This is a genomic window from Leifsonia sp. 1010, from assembly GCF_031455295.1.
Classification (GTDB): Bacteria; Actinomycetota; Actinomycetes; order Actinomycetales; family Microbacteriaceae; genus Leifsonia.
This window is the reverse complement of sequence record NZ_JAVDSL010000003.1, coordinates 412,062-431,137: the sequence shown is the minus strand read 5'-3', so window position 1 is coordinate 431,137 and position 19,076 is coordinate 412,062. Positions and strand designations below refer to the sequence as shown.

The window sequence follows — 19,076 nt, the reverse complement described above, 5'->3', positions numbered from 1 at the left end:
GCCGCATGGGTACCGTGGATGAAGCGACGCGGATGCGACGCGCGATCCACAACCCGGGGTGAGAGGCGAACAACATGAGCGAACTGAGTCGTGAAGACGGCGTCGCCCGGTACGACCTCGGACTCCTCTTCACCGACGGCCTCCCCGAGATGGACGACGTGAACGGCTACCGCGGTGCGGTCGCCGCCCGTGCGGCCGGCATCTCGTATCGCCAGCTCGACTACTGGGCGCGCACCGGACTGGTCGAGCCGACCGTCCGCGGTGCCGCGGGTTCCGGGTCGCAGCGCCTGTACGGCTTCCGCGACATCCTCGTCCTCAAGCTCGTGAAGCGTCTTCTCGACACCGGCATCTCGCTGCAGCAGATCCGTACCGCGGTCAACCAGCTGCGCGAGTCGGGCGTGAACGACCTCGCCCAGACGACGCTGATGAGCGACGGCGCGAGCGTCTACCTCTGCACGTCGAACGACGAGGTCATCGACCTCGTCAGCCGCGGGCAGGGCGTCTTCGGCATCGCGGTCGGCAAGGTGCTGCGCGAGGTCGAGTCGAGCCTCGTCGAGCTCGACACGCAGACCGACGCCATGGACGAACTCGCCGCTCGCCGCGCCGCGCGCACCCGCGCTTCCTAAACTCCCGCGCCACCCCGCGTTCCAAGCCAACAGCTCCTGACTTTTTCGCGCTCAAACGATGTTTTGAGCGGAAAAACTCAGGAGCTGATTGCTTCTTAGCCGGGTCAGGACTGGGCGGTCGCGTACTCGCCGATGCGGGCGGTGCGCAGCACACGCTCCAGCAGCAGGTCGAAGTTGTGCGCCATCTCCTGAGCGCTCTCGCCCGGCCAGACGTGTAGAGGCTTCGCCGCGCCCTGCGCCTGCTGCAGAGACGTGCGCTCCGGCAGCTGGGGCGACAGCACGAGCGGCCCGAACATGTCGCGCAGCTCCTTGATGCGGAACTGGTGCTCGAGTGACTGGACGCGCGCGCGGTTCACGATGATGCCGAGCGGCTGGAGGCGCGGCGAGAGCCCGCGGCGGATCTCCTCGATCGCACGCAGTGCGCGGTCGGCCGCGGCGACCGAGAACAGGCCGGGCTCGGTCACGACGGCCACACGGTCGCTCGCAGCCCACGCCGTACGGGTGAGCGCGTTGAGCGACGGGGCGCAGTCGATGAGGACCAGCTCGTAGTCGTGCTCGACGTTGGCGAGCGCCTCCTCGAGCTTCCAGATGTCGCGGATGCTCGGGTGCGGTCCGTCGAAGTTGATCGCGGACGGGCTGCCGATCATGACGTCGATCGTGCCGGAACGGCCCTTCGTCCAGCCGGAAGGGGCGATCGCGGCGCGCACGATCTTCTCCTTGGGCGACGCGAGCACATCGGCGACATTGAGGTGACCGGCGACCTGGATGTCCATGCCGGTCGAGACATCCGATTGCGGATCGAGGTCCACCACCAGCGTCCGGAGGCCCTTCGCGAACGCCGCCGACGCCAGACCGAGCGTCACCGTCGTCTTTCCGACACCGCCCTTGAGGGAGCTAACGCTGAGTACGTGCACGAGAGCCACGTTACCTTCACTAGTCTTAGAGAACCTAACCGTTTGCTGTGTGGTGTCGACCCCTGCTCGAAAGGTCCCCATGTTCCGAAAGATCCTCGTTGCCAACCGCGGTGAAATCGCCATCCGAGCCTTCCGGGCCGCGTACGAGCTCGGCGCCGAAACGGTCGCCGTCTTCCCGTATGAAGATCGCAACTCGATGCACCGCTTGAAGGCTGACGAGGCTTACCAGATCGGCGAGCCGGGCCACCCGGTCCGCGCCTACCTGGATGTGGACGAGATCATCCGCGTCGCGAAGGAGTCCGGCGCGGACGCCATCTACCCCGGCTACGGCTTCCTGTCCGAGAACCCGGACCTGGCCGAAGCGGCCCGCGCGGCCGGCATCACCTTCATCGGCCCGTCCGCCTCCGTGCTGGAGATGGCCGGGAACAAGGTCACGGCGAAGGAGCACGCGATCGCCGCGGGCGTCCCCGTCCTCAAGTCCACCCCGCCGTCGCGCGACATCGACGAGCTTCTCGCGGGCGCCGATGCGATCGGCTTCCCCATCTTCGCGAAGGCGGTCGCCGGTGGCGGTGGCCGCGGGATGCGCCGCGTCAGCAGCAAGGACGAGCTCCGTCCGGCGCTCGAGGAGGCCATGCGCGAGGCGGACAGCGCCTTCGGCGACCCCACCATGTTCCTGGAGCAGGCCGTGCTCCGCCCGCGTCACATCGAGGTGCAGATCCTCGCCGACGGCACCGGCGAGACGATGCACCTGTTCGAGCGCGACTGCTCCGTGCAGCGCCGCCACCAGAAGGTCGTCGAGATCGCTCCGGCACCGAACCTGTCGGAGGACATCCGTCAGGCGCTGTACCGCGACGCCGTCGCGTTCGCCCGCTCGATCGGCTACCAGAACGCCGGCACCGTCGAGTTCCTGCTCGACACCGCGGGAGAGCGCGCCGGACAGCACGTGTTCATCGAGATGAACCCGCGCATCCAGGTGGAGCACACGGTCACCGAGGAGATCACCGACGTCGACCTCGTCCAGTCGCAGATCCGCATCGCGGCGGGGGAGACGCTGGCCGACCTCGGCCTCAGCCAGGAGACGGTGCACATCCGGGGCGCGGCGCTGCAGTGCCGCATCACCACGGAGGACCCGACGGCCGGCTTCCGTCCCGACACCGGCAAGATCACGACCTACCGCTCTCCGGGCGGTGCGGGCATCCGCCTCGACGGCGGCACGATCAACCCGGGCGCGCAGATCAGCCCGCACTTCGACTCGATGCTCGCGAAGCTCATCTGCCGCGGACGCGACTTCCCGGCCGCCGTGCTGCGCGCCCGCCGCGCGCTGGCCGAGTTCCGCGTGCGCGGTGTCGCCACGAACATCCCGTTCCTGCAGGCGGTCATGGAGGACCCGGACTTCATCGCCGGCAACGTCTCCACCTCCTTCATCGAGGAGCGCCCGGAGCTGTTCAAGGGGCGTGCATCGAAGGACCGCGGCACCAAGGTGCTCAACTGGCTCGCCGATGTCACGGTGAACCAGCCCAATGGCCCGCGCCCGATCAGCGCCGACCCGGCGGAGAAGCTGCCGAAGATCGACCTGAGCGCGCCGGCCCCCGCCGGCTCGCGTCAGCGTCTGCTGGAGCTCGGCCCGGCCGGGTTCGCGGAGGCCCTGCGTGCGCAGAAGGCGCTCGCGGTCACCGAGACCACGTTCCGCGACGCGCACCAGTCGCTGCTGGCCACCCGCGTCCGCACTCGCGATCTCGTCGCCGTCGCGCCCTATGTCGCGCGGATGACGCCGGAGCTCCTCTCGGTGGAGGCCTGGGGCGGCGCGACCTACGACGTCGCGCTCCGCTTCCTGGGCGAGGACCCGTGGGAGCGTCTCGCAACCCTCCGCGAGGCACTGCCGAACATCAACATCCAGATGCTGCTGCGCGGTCGCAACACCGTCGGGTACACGCCGTACCCGACGCAGGTGACCGACGCCTTCGTGCAGGAGGCCGCCGCGACCGGTGTGGACATCTTCCGCATCTTCGACGCCCTCAACGACGTGTCGCAGATGCGCCCGGCCATCGAGTCCGTGCTCGCCACCGGCTCCGCGATCGCCGAGGTCGCGGTCTGCTACACCGGCGACCTGCTCGACCCGGCGGAAGACCTGTACACGCTCGACTACTACCTCCGCCTCGCCGAGCAGATCGTCGAGTCGGGCGCGCACATCCTCGCCATCAAGGACATGGCCGGACTGCTGCGTCCGTCGGCCGCCGAGAAGCTCGTCGCCGCCTTCCGCGAGCGGTTCGACCTCCCGGTCCACGTGCACACCCACGACACCCCGGGCGGCCAGCTCGCCACGCTGCTCGCCGCCTCGCGCGCGGGTGCGGACGCTGTGGATGTGGCCAGCGCCCCCATGGCCGGAACGACCAGCCAGCCGAGCGCCTCCGCTCTGGTGGCCGCCCTCGCCCACACCGAGCGCGACACCGGCATCTCCCTCAGTGCGGTCGAAGACCTCGAGCCGTACTGGGAGGCGGTCCGCCAGGTCTACCGCCCGTTCGAGTCGGGTCTGCCCGGCCCCACGGGTCGTGTCTACAAGCACGAGATCCCCGGCGGCCAGCTCTCCAACCTGCGTCAGCAGGCGAAGGCGCTGGGCCTCGCGGAGGACTTCGAGCTCGTCGAGGACATGTACGCGGCGGCCAACCGCATCCTGGGCCGCATCCCGAAGGTGACGCCGTCGTCGAAGGTCGTCGGCGACCTGGCCCTGCACCTCGCGGCGGTCAAGGCCGACCCGGACGACTTCGCCGAGAACCCGCAGAACTACGACATCCCGGACTCGGTGGTCGGCTTCATGGCGGGCGAGCTGGGCGAGCTGCCCGGTGGATGGCCGGAGCCGTTCCGCACGAAGGTGCTGGCGGGCAAGACGGTCAAGGTCGGCGTCGAGGACCTCTCGGCCGACGACCGAAGCGCGCTGGAGGGATCGAGCGAGGAGCGTCGCGCGACCCTCAACCGCCTCCTCTTCCCGGCTCCCACCCGCATCTACGAGCAGATGCGCGAGCTGTTCGGCGACCTCTCCGTCGTCGACACGCTCGACTACCTGTACGGGCTCAAGCAGGGATCGGAGCACGTCATCGAGTTCAGCCGCGGCGTGCGCCTGTACGTCGGGCTGGAGGCCATCGGCGAGGCGGACGAGAAGGGCATGCGCACGGTCATGACCACGCTCAACGGCCAGTTGCGGCCGGTGTTCGTGCGCGACCGCAGCATCGTCGTCGAGACCAAGGCGGCCGAGAAGGCCGATTCCGCGAACCCGGGCCAGGTGGCCGCGCCGTTCTCCGGCGTCGTCACCCTCCAGGTCGCGGTCGGCGACACGGTCACGGCGGGTCAGGCGGTCGCCTCGATCGAGGCGATGAAGATGGAGGCCGCCATCACGGCTCCCATCGCCGGGACCATCGAGCGGCTCGCCATCCCGAAGACCCAGCAGGTCGACGCGGGCGACCTGCTCGTGGTGATCCAGCCGGCCTGAGCGGGCGCTGATCGGCCGCCCCGGCCCGGGGCGGCCTACAATGACGAGTCGGCGGGACACTCCCGCGACAGAAGGAGGACGAGACGACGTGGCTGACAGGTCCGACGCCGACGCGCCCGAGGAGCACGCCCCGCGCGACCTCGTGCCCGCGGATGACGAGCTGACGCCCGCGCGCTCGTTCGAGCCGTCGCCGTCGCCGTCGCCGTCGCGCGAGCCGGTGCTGGATGTGGAGTCGACGCTGAGCATCGCCGTCGACCTCCCGCCGACGCCGCCGCGCGAGATCCCGGAGGACGAGGCCGCCGTCGCGATCGACGAGGTCCCCGTCGACCCGGGGTTCGTCGCGTCGCCCGCGGAGCCGACCACCATGTCGGTCGCCATCGTCGCCTCCCGTCTCGCCACGACGCCCGAACCGCCGGAGGGTGCAGCGGCTCCCGCCGACGACGTGCCGCCGCTGCTGGCGTCCGACGCCTTCGCCGGCTCCCGCCGCGACCGGCTCCGCGGCGAGCAGTCCGGCCAGCCCGAGCCCGCCGCGATGCTGACCGCCGACCGCCTCCTCGAGGTCAATCGCAAGACGCGTCCCGGTCCGGAGGGGCCGTGGCAGCGCTTCGTCTACAACGTCACCTTCCGCACCGTGAACCTCGGCGACTCCGCCAAGGTGCGGGCGCGCAAGGAGCTCGACCACCGCATCCAGAAGCACCTGGAGGGCGGCGCGCGCTTCGTGCCCGTGCTCACCCGCAAGGGCGGCGTCGGCAAGACCACCGTCACCACGCTGCTCGGGATGGCGCTGGCGTCGGCCCGCGAGGACCGCATCATCGCGATCGACGCGAACCCGGACCGCGGGACGCTGTCCGAGCGCGTGCCGCGCCAGACCCGTTCGACCGTGCGGGACGTGGTGCACAAGGCCGCAAGCATCGGCGGCTTCACCGACTTCTCGGCACTCGTGTCGCGCGATGAGACGCGTCTCGACATCCTCGCGTCCGACACCGACCCGATGCTCTCGGAGGCGTTCGACGAGAACGACTACAACGTCGTCGCCGACCTCTCCGCACGGTTCTACTCGATCGTGCTCACGGACTGCGGCACCGGTATCGTCCACTCGGTCATGCGCGCGACGCTGCAGCGGGCGGATTCGCTCGTCATCGTGTCCGGCGGCAGTGTGGATGAGGCCCGCCTGGCCTCCGAGACGCTCACCTGGCTGGAGGCGAACGGCTACGGCGAGCTCGTCCGCAACGCCGTCGTCGCACTGAACACCGCGACGCACGCCACCAACCTGGTGAAGCTGGAGGAGATCGAGGCGCACTTCCGTTCGCGGGTCCGCGAGATCGTCCGTGTCCCGTACGACCCGCAGCTGGCCGCCGGCTCCGTGGTGTCGTGGAAGGACCTCAAGCCGCTGACCCGCCTCTCGGCGCGTACGCTGGCCGCTCTCGTCGTCGAGGGCCTGCCCGCGGAGCGCGACTGAGCATCCCGACCGTCCGCCCGATCCACCGAGGAGCACTTGTGACCGAGCGTCAGATCCGCCTGTTCGGCGACCCCGTTCTGAAGACCCCGTCCGAGCCGATCGGGGAGATCGACGACGGCGTGCGCGGACTGGTCGAAGACCTCGTGGACAGCGTCCTCCCGCCGGGCCGCGCCGGCGTCGCCGCTCCGCAGATCGGCGTCAACGAGCGCGCATTCAGCTACAACGTCGACGGGAAGGTCGGGTACGTCATCAACCCCGTCCTCGTCGAGGTGTCGGGGGAGCCGGAGCTGATGGACGAGGGCTGCCTCTCCGTGCCGGGTCTCTGGTTCAAGACGCTGCGCTACCCGTTCGCCCGGGTGACGGGCCTCGACCTCGACGGCAACGAGATCGAGGTCTCCGGCACCGGTGTGCTCGCGCAGGCGCTGCAGCACGAGACCGACCACCTCGACGGAAAGCTCTACCTCGACCGGCTCGACAAGGAGAGCCGCCGGGAGGCGATGAAGCAGGTCCGCGAGTCGGACTGGTTCTGACGCCTCGCCGCCCGCGGCGCTCGTAGACTGGCCGCATGCGAATTGCGGTCACCGGAGGATCGGGCAAGCTCGGACGCACTGTCGTGCGCGAGCTGCGGAAGTCGGGAGACATCGTCGTCTCCCTCGACGCGGCGGGGGAGCGCGGTCCCGGTTTCGTCCGCGTCGACCTCACCGACTACGGGCAGACGGTGGATGCGATGCTCGGCGTCAACGACCAGCACGACGGTTTCGACGCGATCGTGCACCTGGCGGCCATCCCGGCGCCGGGCATCCTGAGCGATGTTGCGACGTTCCACAACAACATCCGCGTGACGTACAACGTGTTCCAGGCTGCGCGTCGCGCGGGCATCCGGAATGTCGTCTACGCGTCGAGCGAGACCGTGCTGGGCCTGCCGTTCGACGTGCCGCCGCCGTACATCCCCGTGGATGAGGACTACCCGGCCCGCCCGGAGAGCACCTACTCGCTGGTGAAGCACCTCGAGGAGCAGATGGCGATCGAGCTGGTGCGCTGGGATCCGGCGCTGAAGATCGTGGCGCTGCGCTTCTCGAACGTGATGGACCCGGAGGACTACGCGGCGTTCCCCGCGTTCGACGACGACCCGTGGGCGCGCAAATGGAACCTGTGGGGCTACATCGACGCGCGGGACGGCGCACAGGCGATCCGCCGCGCGCTGGAGTGGGACACGACCGGCTTCGACCGCTTCATCATCGCCGCCGCCGACACCGTGATGAGCCGCTCCAACGACGACCTGGTCGCCGAGGTGTTCCCCGGCGTGCCGCTGAAGCGCGAACTCGGCGTCAACGACACCCTCCTGTCGATCGACAAGGCCCGCCGCATCCTCGGCTACGCCCCCACCCACTCCTGGCGCGACGAGGTCTGACCCGCCGCCGCATCCGCCCTTCCTGAGATTTGCGCCAAATCTCGGTTATGTGGGCGTCAAAACCGCGATTTGGCGCAAATCTCAATCTGCGGTCAGGGTGTGGAGAACGCGCGCTGTCCACAGATCGGCGGGCTGCGGGGTCATGCGGCGGGCGTGTTCGGCATGATGACGGGATGCGAACCCCACCACCCCTCCCACGACCGCTCGTCGGTGTCCCTTTCACCCTGTCGCAGGCACAGCGGCACGGCGTCGACGCGTTGCGCTTGCGCGCCGGCGACATCCACCATCCGTTTCACGGCGTGAATCTGTCGTACGGTCCAGGTGAGCTGCAGGAACTGTGTCGGGCGTACCTGCGCGTCATGCCGATGCGTGCGTTCTTCAGTCACACCACGGCCGCTGAACTCCTCGGCATCCCGTTGCCGGCCGATGCGTCTCGTCGCCCCTTGCACGTGTCGGTGCTCTCTCCACGCACGGCCCCGCACGGTCGAGGCGTGACCGGGCACAGCTTGCGAGCGCTTGAAGGGATGGACGTCGCCGGCCTCCCGGTGTCCTTGCCCGCTCACGTGTGGTGCCAGCTCTCCGGAATGCTCGGGCCGAGCGATCTCGTCGCTGCCGGCGACCATCTCGTCGGCGCGCGAAACCGCCCTCCGATCGTCACGATCGATCAGTTGGCGGAGACCTCCGCCCGGGTTCGCCGGACGAAGGGAGGCAAGGCGCGCGCCTGGGCTCTGTCCCGCATCCGGTTCGGAACCGACTCCCGGCCGGAGAGCTTGCTGCGCCTGTTCCTGGCGGAGCTCGGCATCACGGGCCTCAGGGTGAACGAGCCCGTGCTGGTCGCCGACGGCCGGGTTCTGCACCCGGATCTTGCGCTACCCGACCGGCGCATCGCGTTCGAGTACGACGGCGACGCACACCGGGTCGAAAGGCGGCAGTGGTTCCTCGACATCAAACGGCACGACCTTCTCCTGGCCGCGGGCTGGCAGGTTCTCAGGATCACCGCCGACGACCTCTTCGCCGACCGAGCCGCATTCGTCCAACGCCTCCAACGATTTGCGCCAAATCTCGGTATTGCGACGCCGAAAACCGAGATTTGGCGCAAATCGTGAACGAGACGACGGGTCAGTGGGCGAGGGAGAAGCCCTCGGTGCGGGGGTTGTCGCTGTAGATGCCGTCGATCACGTCCGCGAAGTCGGCGAGGATGACGTTGCGCTTGATGCTCATCTTGGGCGTCAGGTGGCCGCTCGCCTCGCTCAGCTCCGTCGCGAGCACCACGAACTTGCGGACGCTCTCGGCGCGCGAGACACCGGCGTTGGCGTGGTCGATGGCGCGCTGGATCTCGGCGTGGACGGCCGGATTGACCGACGCCTCGGCGAGGGTCATGTCCTTGTCCTCGCCGTTGTTGGCGAGCCACGTGGGCAGCATCTCGGTGTCGAGGGTGATGAGGGCGGAGATGAACGGCTTCTGGTCGCCCACCACGATCACCTGGCTCACGAGCGGGTTCGAGCGGATGGGGTCCTCGAGCGCGGCGGGGGAGACGTTCTTGCCACCGGCCGTGACGATGATCTCCTTCTTGCGGCCGGTGATCGTGAGGAAGCCGTCCTCATCGAACGAGCCGAGGTCGCCGGTCTTGAACCAGCCGTCGTGGAACGCCGCGGCGGTCGCCTCCGGGTTCTTCCAATACTCCTTGAAGACGTTGATGCCGCGCACCTCGATCTCGCCGTCGTCGGCGAGACGCAGGTCGACGCCCGGGAGCGCCGGACCGACGGTGCCGATCCGGAACGTGTCCGGCCGGTTCACGGTCGCGGGCGCGGTGGTCTCGGTGAGCCCGTAGCCCTCCAGGACCTTGATGCCGAGGCTGTGGTAGAAGTGACCGAGGTGCGAGCCGAGCGGCGCGGAGCCGGACACCGCGAACTTCACGCGGCCGCCCATCGCGGCACGGAGCTTCGAATACACCAGCCGGTCGTAGAGGGCGAACTTGAGCTTCAGTCCGAACGGCACCGAGCCGGCCTCGACGGCCTTCGAGTGCTCGACCGCGACGTCCGCGGCCGCGCGGAAGATCTTACCGCGTCCACCGGACTCGGCCTTCTGCTCGGCCGAGTTGTAGACCTTCTCGAACACGCGCGGCACCGCCAGCAGGAACGTCGGCTTGAAGCTCGCCAGCGCAGGCAGCAGCTGCTTGGTGTCGGCCTGGTGGCCGACCTTGACGCCGCCGGTGACACAGAGCACGGCGATGAAGCGGGCGAACACGTGCGCGGTGGTGATGAAGAGCAGAGTGGATGCGCCGCCCGGCTGCTGCACGACCTGCTTGAGCGCCTCGGCCGAGTTGCGCGAGAGCTCGACGAAGTTCGAGTGCGTGAGGACGCATCCCTTCGGCCGCCCGGTCGAGCCCGAGGTGTAGATCAGCGTCCCGATGTCGGAGCCCTTGGCGATGCGGCGGCGCCGCTCGATCTCCTCGTCGGGCACGTCGACACCCGCGGCGGCGAGCTTGTCGAGGTCGCCGAGGTGCAGCTGCCAGACGGTGCGGATGTCGGGGAGCTCCGGGTGCACCTCGTCGAAGCGCGCGTGCATCTCGGCGTTCTCCAGGAACACCGCCATGGCGCCGGAGTCGGACATGTTCCACTGGATCTGGGTGGGGGAGGACGTCTCGTAGATCGGCACGAGAACCGCGCCGGCGAACCACACGGCGAAGTCGATGAGAGTCCACTCGTACCGGGTCTTCGACATCAGCCCGATCTTGTCGCCGGGCTCGATGCCCGCGGCGACCAGGCCCTTCGCGAGGGCGATCACCTGGCGGTGGAACTCCGCCGCCGACACGTCGCGCCAGCCGTCGCCGTCCGGGAGGCTGAACAGCGGCTGGTCCGGCGTCTGCGCAACGCGGTCGACGAGCAGGCCGGTGGCGTTGGCGTCCGGGTCCGCAGGGACGATCGCGGGGGTAAGGATCTGTTTCACGGTAGCTCCCTCGATACCGGTGGGCGGGCGTGCGGCCGAATGGCTCGGGGCGATTCGGTTGATTACACTCTAGATGGTCCCGCCACGGCTCGCCCGAGACCCGGCCAGACCGCCCCTCCCTCTCACCATCCCTCCAGGAAGGCCCCACGTGCACGCCATCGGCATCGACATCGGAGGGACCAAGATCGCCGGAGCCCTCGTCGACGAGCTCGGGACGATCGTCCGGGAGGATCGCGTCCCCACCGATGCGACGCGTCCGGAGGAGATCGAGAACGCCGTCGTCGCGATGATCCGCCGCCTCAGCGACGGCCCGGAGGAGATCGCCGGTGCGGGAGTCGCCGCGGCCGGCTTCATCGACGCCGCGCAGTCGACCGTCTACTATGCGCCGAACATCAACTGGCGCCACGAGCCGTTCCGGGAGAAGCTCGAGGAGCGCCTCGACATCCCCGTGATCATCGAGAACGACGCCAACGCGGCCGGCTGGGCGGAGTTCCGCTACGGTGCCGGCCGGCTCGTCTCCGACATGGTGGTGCTCACCATCGGGACCGGTGTGGGCGGTGCGATCGTCAGCAACGACCGGCTCTTCCGCGGCGGTTTCGGCGCGGGAGCGGAGATCGGCCACATGCGCGTCGTCCCGGGCGGCCTTCCCTGCGGCTGCGGCGCGCACGGCTGCATCGAGCAGTACGGTTCCGGCCGCGCCCTGCAGCGCATGGCGAACGAGCTCGCGGACGCGGGCGGGATCGGCCAGGGACTCGCGGATGTGCGCAGCCGCACCGGCGCGCTCACCGGGCACGACATCAGCGCCCTGATCACCGCGGGCGACCCGGGAGCGCTCGCCGCCCTCCGCCAGCTCGGCGACTGGCTCGGGCAGGCGTGCGCGAGCCTGGGCGCCATCCTCGACCCGCAGCTCTTCGTCTTCGGCGGCGGCGTCGCCCAGGCCGGCGAGCTGCTGCTGGAGCCCATCCGGCTGGCGTATCTGGAGAATCTTCCCGCCCGCGGCTTCCACCCGGAGCCCGAGTTCGCGATCGCCGAGCTGGTGAACGACGCCGGGGTGGTCGGAGCGGCCGACCTGGCGCGACTGCACGCATCCTCGCTCTAGGGGCAGCGCGGGGATAGGCTTCGGTTCGATGTTCTACTGGCTGATGAAGTACGTGATCGTGGGACCGCTGCTGCGCGGTATCTTCCGGCCGTGGGTCGTCGGCCTCGAGAACATCCCCACCGACGGTCCGGTCATCCTCGCGAGCAACCATCTGTCGTTCATCGACTCGATCTTCCTGCCGCTCGAGGTCGACCGGCACGTGTCCTTCCTCGCCAAGAGCGACTACTTCACCCGCAGGGGCCTGAAGGGATGGGCGACCAAGGCGTTCATGAACGCCACCGGCCAGCTGCCCATCGACCGCTCCGGCGGCAAGGCGTCGGAGGCGTCGCTCAACACCGGGCTCGCAGTCCTCGCTCGCGGCGAGATCCTCGGCATCTACCCGGAGGGCACCCGCAGCCCGGACGGCAAGCTGTACCGCGGTCGCACGGGCGTCGCGCGGATGATCCTGGAGGCCGGCGTCCCGGTCGTCCCCGTCGCGATGGTGGATACGGCCAAGATCATGCCGATCGGCAAGCGGCTCCCGAAGATCGGACGCATCGGCATCATCGTGGGGGAGCCGCTCGACTTCTCCCGGTTCGACGGGATGGAGGGCGACCGCTTCATCCTGCGCTCGGTCACCGACGAGATCATGTACGAGCTGCAGCGCCTCGGCGACCAGGAGTACGTCGACGTGTACGCCAGCACGGTCAAGGAGAAGCGGGCGACGCTGTCACAGTAGGACGGCCGCATCGGCTTTCGCGATAGGCTCGGATATCCCATCCAACCTCGAGTGAGCGGAAGACCAGTGCTACAGACCACAGAGCCCGTCGTGCGACCTGACGAGTCCGTGATCGAGGGCCTGGAGTATTGGCGCACGCTCCCGATCAAGCAGCAGCCGGCCTGGCCGGACCCGGAGGCGGCCGCCGCCGCGTCCGCCGAGATCGCCACCCTTCCGCCGCTGGTGTTCGCCGGCGAGGTCGACCAGCTGCGGACGCGGCTGGCCCGCGCCGCCGAGGGCAAGGCGTTCCTGCTGCAGGGCGGCGACTGCGCCGAGACGTTCGCCGGAGCGACGGCCGACGCCATCCGCAACCGTGTCAAGACGGTGCTGCAGATGGCCGTCGTGCTGACCTACGGCGCCTCCGTGCCCGTGATCAAGATGGGCCGCATGGCCGGGCAGTTCGCCAAGCCGCGCTCCAGTGACACCGAGACGCGCAACGGTGTCACCCTGCCCGCCTACCGCGGCGACATCGTCAACGGCTACGATTTCACGCCCGAGTCGCGCCAGGCCGACCCGCGCCGGCTGGTGCAGGGGTACCACACCGCCGCATCCACGCTGAACCTCATCCGCGCCTTCACCCAGGGTGGATTCGCCGACCTGCGCCAGGTGCACAGCTGGAACCGCGGCTTCGCCGCGAACCCGGCCAACCAGCGCTACGAGGGCCTCGCCCGCGAGATCGACCGCGCCATCAAGTTCATGGAGGCGGCGGGCGCCGACTTCGACGAGCTCACGCGGGTGGAGTTCTACTCCAGCCACGAGGCGCTGCTCATGGACTACGAGCGGCCGATGACGCGCATCGACTCCCGCACCGGCACGCCGTACAACACGTCGGCGCACTTCGTCTGGATCGGCGAGCGGACGCGCGAGCTCGACGGCGCGCACGTCGACTTCCTGTCGCGCGTGCGCAACCCGATCGGCGTGAAGCTCGGGCCGACCACCTCCCGTGACGACATGCTCCGCCTCATCGACAAGCTCGATCCCGAGCGTGAGCCCGGCCGCCTGACCTTCATCACGCGCATGGGCGCCGGGAAGATCCGGGACGCGCTGCCGCCGCTGCTCGAAGCGATCAAGCGTTCGGACGCGAAGCCGCTCTGGGTCACCGACCCGATGCACGGCAACGGTCTCACCACGCCGACCGGCTACAAGACGCGCCGTTTCGACGACATCGTCGACGAGGTGAAGGGCTTCTTCGAGGCGCACCGCGCTGCCGGCACCAACCCGGGCGGCATCCACGTGGAGCTCACCGGCGACGACGTGACCGAGTGCCTGGGCGGTTCCGAGCACATCGACGAGGAGACGCTGGCGACCCGCTACGAGTCGCTCTGCGACCCGCGCCTGAACCACCAGCAGTCGCTGGAGCTGGCCTTCCTGGTTGCCGAGGAGCTCTCGGCCGCTGCCCGCTGATACCGGCTCGCAGCACCTCCACCCTCCGCAGAAACGGAGGAGCCCACGGCCCCACGGCCGCGGTGCTCCTCCGCTTTCTGCGTTGACGGACGCGGCGAAGCGGTATCTCCTCCGTTCCGACGCGCGGCAGCGCAGGCAGACCGCGCCGGTTGCGGCGGCAGTCGCTCAGAACCCGGCGAAGTTGACCGTGATCGTCGAGCCCTTGGGCGCCTGGGTCCCGCCGGCCGGCGACACCTTCGACACGACGAACGCGTTCGGTGCGACGTCGGCGATGGCGCTGTACTTGAGCTTGAAGCCGGCGTCCGTGAGCGCCTTCTTGGCCACATCCCACGTCTTGCCGGCGACATCGGGGATGGTGACGGGCTCCGGTCCCTTCGACGTCTCCAGCAGCAGTGTGTCGCCGGGGCGGACGGGCTCGTGCTGCGGCTGCGCGGAGATCACGTCGCCGTCTTCGACCGTGTCGCTGTAGCTCTCGGGGCCGGCGGAGGTGAGGAGCTTGACCTTGCTCAGGATGGCCGAGGCGTCTTCCACGGACTTGCCGGCGACATCCGGGATGGCGCCGACCGAGACGACGAGGTTCACCGCCGCGGCCTCGAAGTAGTTGCCGCCGCCGGAGATGTCCGCGCCGTTGTCGGCGCGCGTCGCCGAGATGACGGTGTTGGCGGGCACCTTGGCGTCGAATTGCTCCGCGACCGTTCCGACCTTCGCCCCGACGCCGGTGATGGCGCTCTTGGCCGTGTCGATGGTCGTGCCGGCGAGGGGCGGGATGGTCACCGGCTTCGGCCCCTGCGAGACACGCAGCGTCACCGTGCTACCGCGCCCGGCGGGGACGCCGGCTCCGGGGTCCGTGCTCGATACCATCCCGGCCGCGACGGTCGTGCTGTATTCGGGCGCCTGAGCCGTCTTGAAACCGAGCTTCTGCAGCTGCGAGACCGCCGCATCCGGCGCCTTGTTGACGACGTTCGGGACGGCGACCAGCGAGCCGGGGCCCGCACCGAAGTACCAGCCGGTGCCTGCAGCGACGCCGGCGAGCACGAGGACGAGCGCGAACAGCCACCAGCCCTTCGAGCGCCGCTTGGCGGCAGCCGCTGTGAGTGTCGTCGCCGCGGCCGGCGTGCTGGACGCGACCTGCTGGCGGATCGCCGGGTTGATGATCTGGGTGTCGCCCTGGTCGATTTCGTACGCGGGCGGGAGCACCATCGTCGGCTGCAGAACGGCCTCGCCGCGGAGCGCCTTCTCGGCCTCCAGCAGGCGATCGAGCATCTCCCGCGCGTCGCGGGGCCGTCGGTCCGGGTCCTTCTCCGTCGCCCAGAGGACGAGCTCATCCAGCTCTGCGGGCACGGCCGGGTTCTTGCTGCTCGGCGCGGGCACGGCGTCGTTCGCGTGCTGGTAGGCGATCTGCATCGGCTGCTCGCCCTGGAACGGCTGCTGGCCGGTGAGCATCTCGTACATCATGATGCCGAGCGCGTAGATGTCGCTGCGGGCGTCGGCGACGCCGCGGGTGACGAGCTCGGGGGAGAGGTACGCGATCGTGCCGAGCAGCGCCTGGCCGGTGGCCGTGTTGGCGCTGGCCGCACGGGCGAGCCCGAAGTCGCCGATCTTGATGCGCCCGTCGTCGGCGAGCAGCACGTTCTCCGGCTTGAGGTCGCGGTGGACGATGCCCGCCTTGTGCGCCGCGGCGAGGCCGGAGAGCACCGCCTCCATGATGTCGATGGTCTGCTCGGGCGTCAGCTTGCCGTAGTCCTTGAGCAGGTCGCGCAGGGTGATGCCGGGCAGGTACTCCATGACCAGGTAGGCCATGTCGGAGTCCTGGCCCTGGTCGAAGACGTTGACGACGTTGGGATGCGCGAGCCGAGCGGCCGAGCGGGCCTCCTGCACGAAGCGGCTCTTGAACGTGGAGTCGTCGGCGAGGTGGCCGTGCATGATCTTGATCGCGACGCGGCGCTCGAGGCGCAGGTCGGTCGCGAGGTAGACGGTCGCCATGCCGCCTCGGGCGATCCGCGAGCGCACCTGATAGCGGCCGTCGATGAGACGGCCGATCATCGGGTCGGTCTGGCTCGTGGTCACGGATCGAGTCTAGGGAACGAGCCGGGCGAGAACCCTGCAAAACACCGGTGGACGCGGTGGCTGTGATCGGGCTGTGACATTCCGGCTCAGCCGAGCTGGGCCAGCCAGGTGCGCGCCGACGTCTCCCACTTGGCGTAGGCGTCGGGGAACGCCGAGATCTGCACGGCCTGCGCCGCTTGCGTCACGCTCATCCGCGTCCATCCGGGGATGTCGAGGAGGCCGCGGGTGCGGCCGGCGTTGGGGTTTCCCGCTCCGCCGTAGAACGCGAGCGTCGCGCGCGTCGGGTCGAGCACCTGCTCCGGCGTCCCCCATCCGGTGCTCGGCCGCTGCTGGAACAGCCCGAGGGAGTCGCGGTCGCCATAGCGGACATTGCGGAGGCCGGATTCCTGTGCGGCGGCGGCGAGAGCGATGACGATGCCCTGGTCCGGAACGCCCTGCTGGCGGCCGATGCGGATGATCAGCTGGGCATTCGCGCGCATCTCGTCGGTGAGGGCGACCACCTGACCGGCGGACGCGGTCGGCAGCGGTGCCGGCGCGGCGACGGGCGCCGGAGCGGCGACGGGCGCCGGTGCCGGTGCCGGTGCCGGGGTGTTGAGCGCGGCGGTCGTCATGCCCGGGATGCGGATCTTCTGCCCGGGGAAGATTAGGCTGGACGTGCTCAGGCCGTTCGCGGCGAGCACCGCGCGGGTGGTGACGCCGAAACGGCCGGCGATGCCGCTGATCGTGTCGCCGCGCACCACGGAGTACACCGTGGCGGCGGGAGCCGGCGCGGGAGCCGCGGGGGCGGGAGCCGGGGCCGGCGCGGCCGCGGGTGCGGCCTGCGCGAGGGCGAGCACCTGGCCCGGGAAGATGAGGCTCTTCCAGCTGAGGCCGTTCATCGCGAGGACGGCTGCTGTCGAGAGTCCGAAACGGGCCGCGATGCCGGAGATGGTGTCGCCCGACTGCACGCGGTAGGTCGCGGGTGCTGCCGCGACGGAGGTGAGCGGAGCGGACGTGCTCGACGTCGATCCGCTGGGCGTCATCCCGATGGTGCTGCCGAGCGCCGCGCGCTCGAGAGGACTGATCTCGCCGGTGTCGCCGGAGTGGTCGGTCGCGCGGTCCTCCTGGGGCGCCGCCTGTGCGGGCGTGACCAGGTTCAGGGTCACCGCGAGCGAGCTCGCGACCGCGATCGGGACGGTGCCCAGGATGCTGCGCGATCTGCCGGTGTCTGCCAGAGCCATGTGACCCCCTCTTCGAGTGACACGTCGCCCATCACGCTGACACACAAGGAGAGAGGAGTCAACAGGAGTGACGGATGTGACACGGGTTTACATGATCGTAACAATTACTCCCGCTTCTCGCCGGACGGCAATCCGTGGCACGCTGGTGGGGTGACCGAGCACGTCCAGACCACCGAGTGGTTGACCGTACCCGACCTCGTCGAGCTGATGGGACTGAGCGTGAGCCGCGTCCGTCGGCTCATCGAGGACCGCCACCTGGGAGCCAAGCGCGTCGACGGCGTGCTCAAGGTGCCCGCGTCCTTCCTCAAGGACGGCCAGCCGCTCAGCGAGCTGCGGGGAACCCTGATCGTCCTGGCGGACGACGGCTTCAGCGACGACGAGTCCGTGGATTGGCTGCTGACGGAGGAGGAGAGCCTCGGCACATCGCCGATCGAGGCTCTGCGCGCCGGCCGCAAGGCCGAGGTGCGCCGCGTGGCCCAAGCGCTGGCCTGAATCGCTCCAGGCTCGCGATGGGGCCTATGCGCTCCGGCGCGTGACCGCGATCGCGAGCTCGCGGAGCTGGCCCTTCGCGGCTGCCCCGAGCGGTGCTGCATCCAGCGCGTCAATGGCGCGCGCGACGTTGTCGGCGATCATCCGCTCCACCGTGTCGACGGCCCCGGACTCCCGGATGGTCAGCTGCATCGTCCGGATCTGCTCCGGCGTGAGCTCCGGGTCGCCGAGCAGCTCGTCCAGCGCGGCACGCGCTCCTGACGGGATGGCCTGGCGCGTGAGCGCGATGAGGACTGTCCGCTTGCCCTCCCGGAGGTCGTCTCCACTGGGCTTCCCCGTCACATCGGCGTCTCCGAAGACACCGAGCAGGTCGTCGCGCAGCTGGTAGGCGATGCCGAGGGGGAGCCCGAACGCCCGGAGCGACTCCAGCTGACCCACGGTCGCTCCCGCCAGGCTCGCTCCGATGAGCAGAGGGGACTCGATCGAGTACTTGGCCGACTTGTAGACGATGACGCGCTCGGCGCGCTCCAGCTGCTCCGAGTCGGGGCGGCCCGACCAGCCGATCTCCTCGAAGATGTCGAGGTACTGGCCCGCCGTGACGTCGATCCGCATCCGGTTGAACTCGGCTCGCGTCGCCCGCCGCGCCGGGGCGCTCACCAGCTGGGCGAGCCCCTCGTCGAACAGCTCGTCGCTGAGGATGAGCAGCAGGTCGCCGAGGAGGGTCGCCGCGCCCGTGCCGAACGTGGCGCCGGAGCCACCCCATCCCTCGCTCAGGTGGAGGTGCTCGAAGCGCTTGTGGGCGGCGGGCTTGCCGCGCCGGGTGTCCGAGTTGTCGATCAGGTCGTCGTGGACCAGCGCGGCGGCGTGGAACAGCTCGAGGGCGCTGGCGACGGAGACCACGGCGTCGAGGGCGCCGCCGGCCGTGACCGCGCCGCTGTCCGACTCGTCGTCGCCCTCGTCTCCCGCGGTGCGGACGGCCTGCCATCCCCAGAAGCAGAACAGGGCGCGGAAGCGCTTGCCGCCGCTGAGAAATTCCCTTGAGAACGCCGCTACGGGAGAGAGCTCATCGGCGATCGAGACGAGAATGGAGGCACGCGCATCGAAGAATCCATCGATTCTTGACTGGATGAGGTCGACGAATCGGATGCTTTCAGACACACGCCTAGCCTAGCCAGACACGTGAGGTCTAGAATCGAC

Annotated in this window: 15 protein-coding genes; 10 read left to right on the top strand and 5 right to left on the bottom strand. The window is 69.5% G+C overall.

Annotated elements, in window-relative coordinates; genetic code table 11:
- Nucleotides 1-74: 74 nt before the first annotated feature.
- Entirely contained in the window at nt 75-626 is a 552-nt protein-coding gene (locus J2Y42_RS15595) for a MerR family transcriptional regulator (protein WP_018191394.1), read from the top strand.
- A 104-nt stretch (nt 627-730) separates the two neighbouring features.
- Here J2Y42_RS15595 and J2Y42_RS15590 read toward each other — a convergent pair whose 3' ends face one another.
- Complete coding sequence (locus tag J2Y42_RS15590) at nt 731-1,540, bottom strand: ParA family protein (protein ID WP_026307211.1); 810 nt, start codon at nt 1,538-1,540, stop codon at nt 731-733.
- Nucleotides 1,541-1,619: 79 nt separating this feature from the next.
- Between J2Y42_RS15590 and J2Y42_RS15585 the strand changes: the two genes are divergently transcribed.
- From J2Y42_RS15585 to J2Y42_RS15565, 5 genes are all read left to right on the top strand, one after another.
- On the top strand, nt 1,620-5,024 hold the full coding sequence (locus J2Y42_RS15585; protein WP_309860298.1) for a pyruvate carboxylase: 3,405 nt from the start codon (nt 1,620-1,622) through the stop codon (nt 5,022-5,024).
- Nucleotides 5,025-5,112: 88 nt separating this feature from the next.
- The gene (locus tag J2Y42_RS15580; protein ID WP_309860297.1) at nt 5,113-6,483 is read left to right on the top strand and encodes an AAA family ATPase; all 1,371 of its coding nucleotides are present in this window, start codon (nt 5,113-5,115) and stop codon (nt 6,481-6,483) included.
- Nucleotides 6,484-6,521: 38 nt separating this feature from the next.
- Nucleotides 6,522-7,013, top strand: coding sequence for a peptide deformylase (gene def / locus J2Y42_RS15575; protein ID WP_309860294.1), 492 nt, complete (start codon nt 6,522-6,524; stop codon nt 7,011-7,013).
- A gap of 35 nt (nt 7,014-7,048) precedes the next feature.
- On the top strand, nt 7,049-7,894 hold the full coding sequence (locus J2Y42_RS15570) for an NAD(P)-dependent oxidoreductase (protein ID WP_309860292.1): 846 nt from the start codon (nt 7,049-7,051) through the stop codon (nt 7,892-7,894).
- A 173-nt stretch (nt 7,895-8,067) separates the two neighbouring features.
- Complete coding sequence (locus tag J2Y42_RS15565) at nt 8,068-9,000, top strand: hypothetical protein (protein WP_309860290.1); 933 nt, start codon at nt 8,068-8,070, stop codon at nt 8,998-9,000.
- 13 nt (nt 9,001-9,013) lie between these two features.
- Here J2Y42_RS15565 and J2Y42_RS15560 read toward each other — a convergent pair whose 3' ends face one another.
- Nucleotides 9,014-10,843: an AMP-dependent synthetase/ligase gene (locus J2Y42_RS15560; protein ID WP_309860288.1), complete on the bottom strand. Its 1,830-nt coding sequence runs from the start codon at nt 10,841-10,843 to the stop codon at nt 9,014-9,016.
- A 148-nt stretch (nt 10,844-10,991) separates the two neighbouring features.
- On the opposite strand from J2Y42_RS15560, the gene J2Y42_RS15555 reads away from it, so the two are divergent.
- From J2Y42_RS15555 to J2Y42_RS15545, 3 genes are all read left to right on the top strand, one after another.
- Complete coding sequence (locus tag J2Y42_RS15555; RefSeq protein WP_309860286.1) at nt 10,992-11,942, top strand: ROK family glucokinase; 951 nt, start codon at nt 10,992-10,994, stop codon at nt 11,940-11,942.
- Between the two features lie 28 nt (nt 11,943-11,970).
- Nucleotides 11,971-12,660 (top strand): 1-acyl-sn-glycerol-3-phosphate acyltransferase, encoded by a 690-nt coding sequence (locus J2Y42_RS15550; protein ID WP_018191385.1) that lies wholly within the window; start codon nt 11,971-11,973, stop codon nt 12,658-12,660.
- A 108-nt stretch (nt 12,661-12,768) separates the two neighbouring features.
- A complete protein-coding gene (locus J2Y42_RS15545) occupies nt 12,769-14,103 on the top strand; it encodes a class II 3-deoxy-7-phosphoheptulonate synthase (RefSeq protein WP_309860372.1) in 1,335 nt (444 codons plus the stop codon).
- 165 nt (nt 14,104-14,268) lie between these two features.
- Here J2Y42_RS15545 and pknB read toward each other — a convergent pair whose 3' ends face one another.
- Nucleotides 14,269-16,170: a Stk1 family PASTA domain-containing Ser/Thr kinase gene (pknB, locus tag J2Y42_RS15540; protein WP_309860283.1), complete on the bottom strand. Its 1,902-nt coding sequence runs from the start codon at nt 16,168-16,170 to the stop codon at nt 14,269-14,271.
- 86 nt (nt 16,171-16,256) lie between these two features.
- The gene (locus J2Y42_RS15535) at nt 16,257-17,390 is read right to left on the bottom strand and encodes a LysM peptidoglycan-binding domain-containing protein (RefSeq protein WP_309860281.1); all 1,134 of its coding nucleotides are present in this window, start codon (nt 17,388-17,390) and stop codon (nt 16,257-16,259) included.
- A gap of 150 nt (nt 17,391-17,540) precedes the next feature.
- Between J2Y42_RS15535 and J2Y42_RS15530 the strand changes: the two genes are divergently transcribed.
- Entirely contained in the window at nt 17,541-17,882 is a 342-nt protein-coding gene (locus J2Y42_RS15530; RefSeq protein WP_018191377.1) for an Rv2175c family DNA-binding protein, read from the top strand.
- A 24-nt stretch (nt 17,883-17,906) separates the two neighbouring features.
- On the opposite strand, the gene J2Y42_RS15525 is transcribed toward J2Y42_RS15530, so the two are convergent.
- Nucleotides 17,907-19,037 (bottom strand): polyprenyl synthetase family protein, encoded by a 1,131-nt coding sequence (locus J2Y42_RS15525; RefSeq protein WP_309860278.1) that lies wholly within the window; start codon nt 19,035-19,037, stop codon nt 17,907-17,909.
- Between the last annotated feature and the right edge of the window lie 39 nt (nt 19,038-19,076).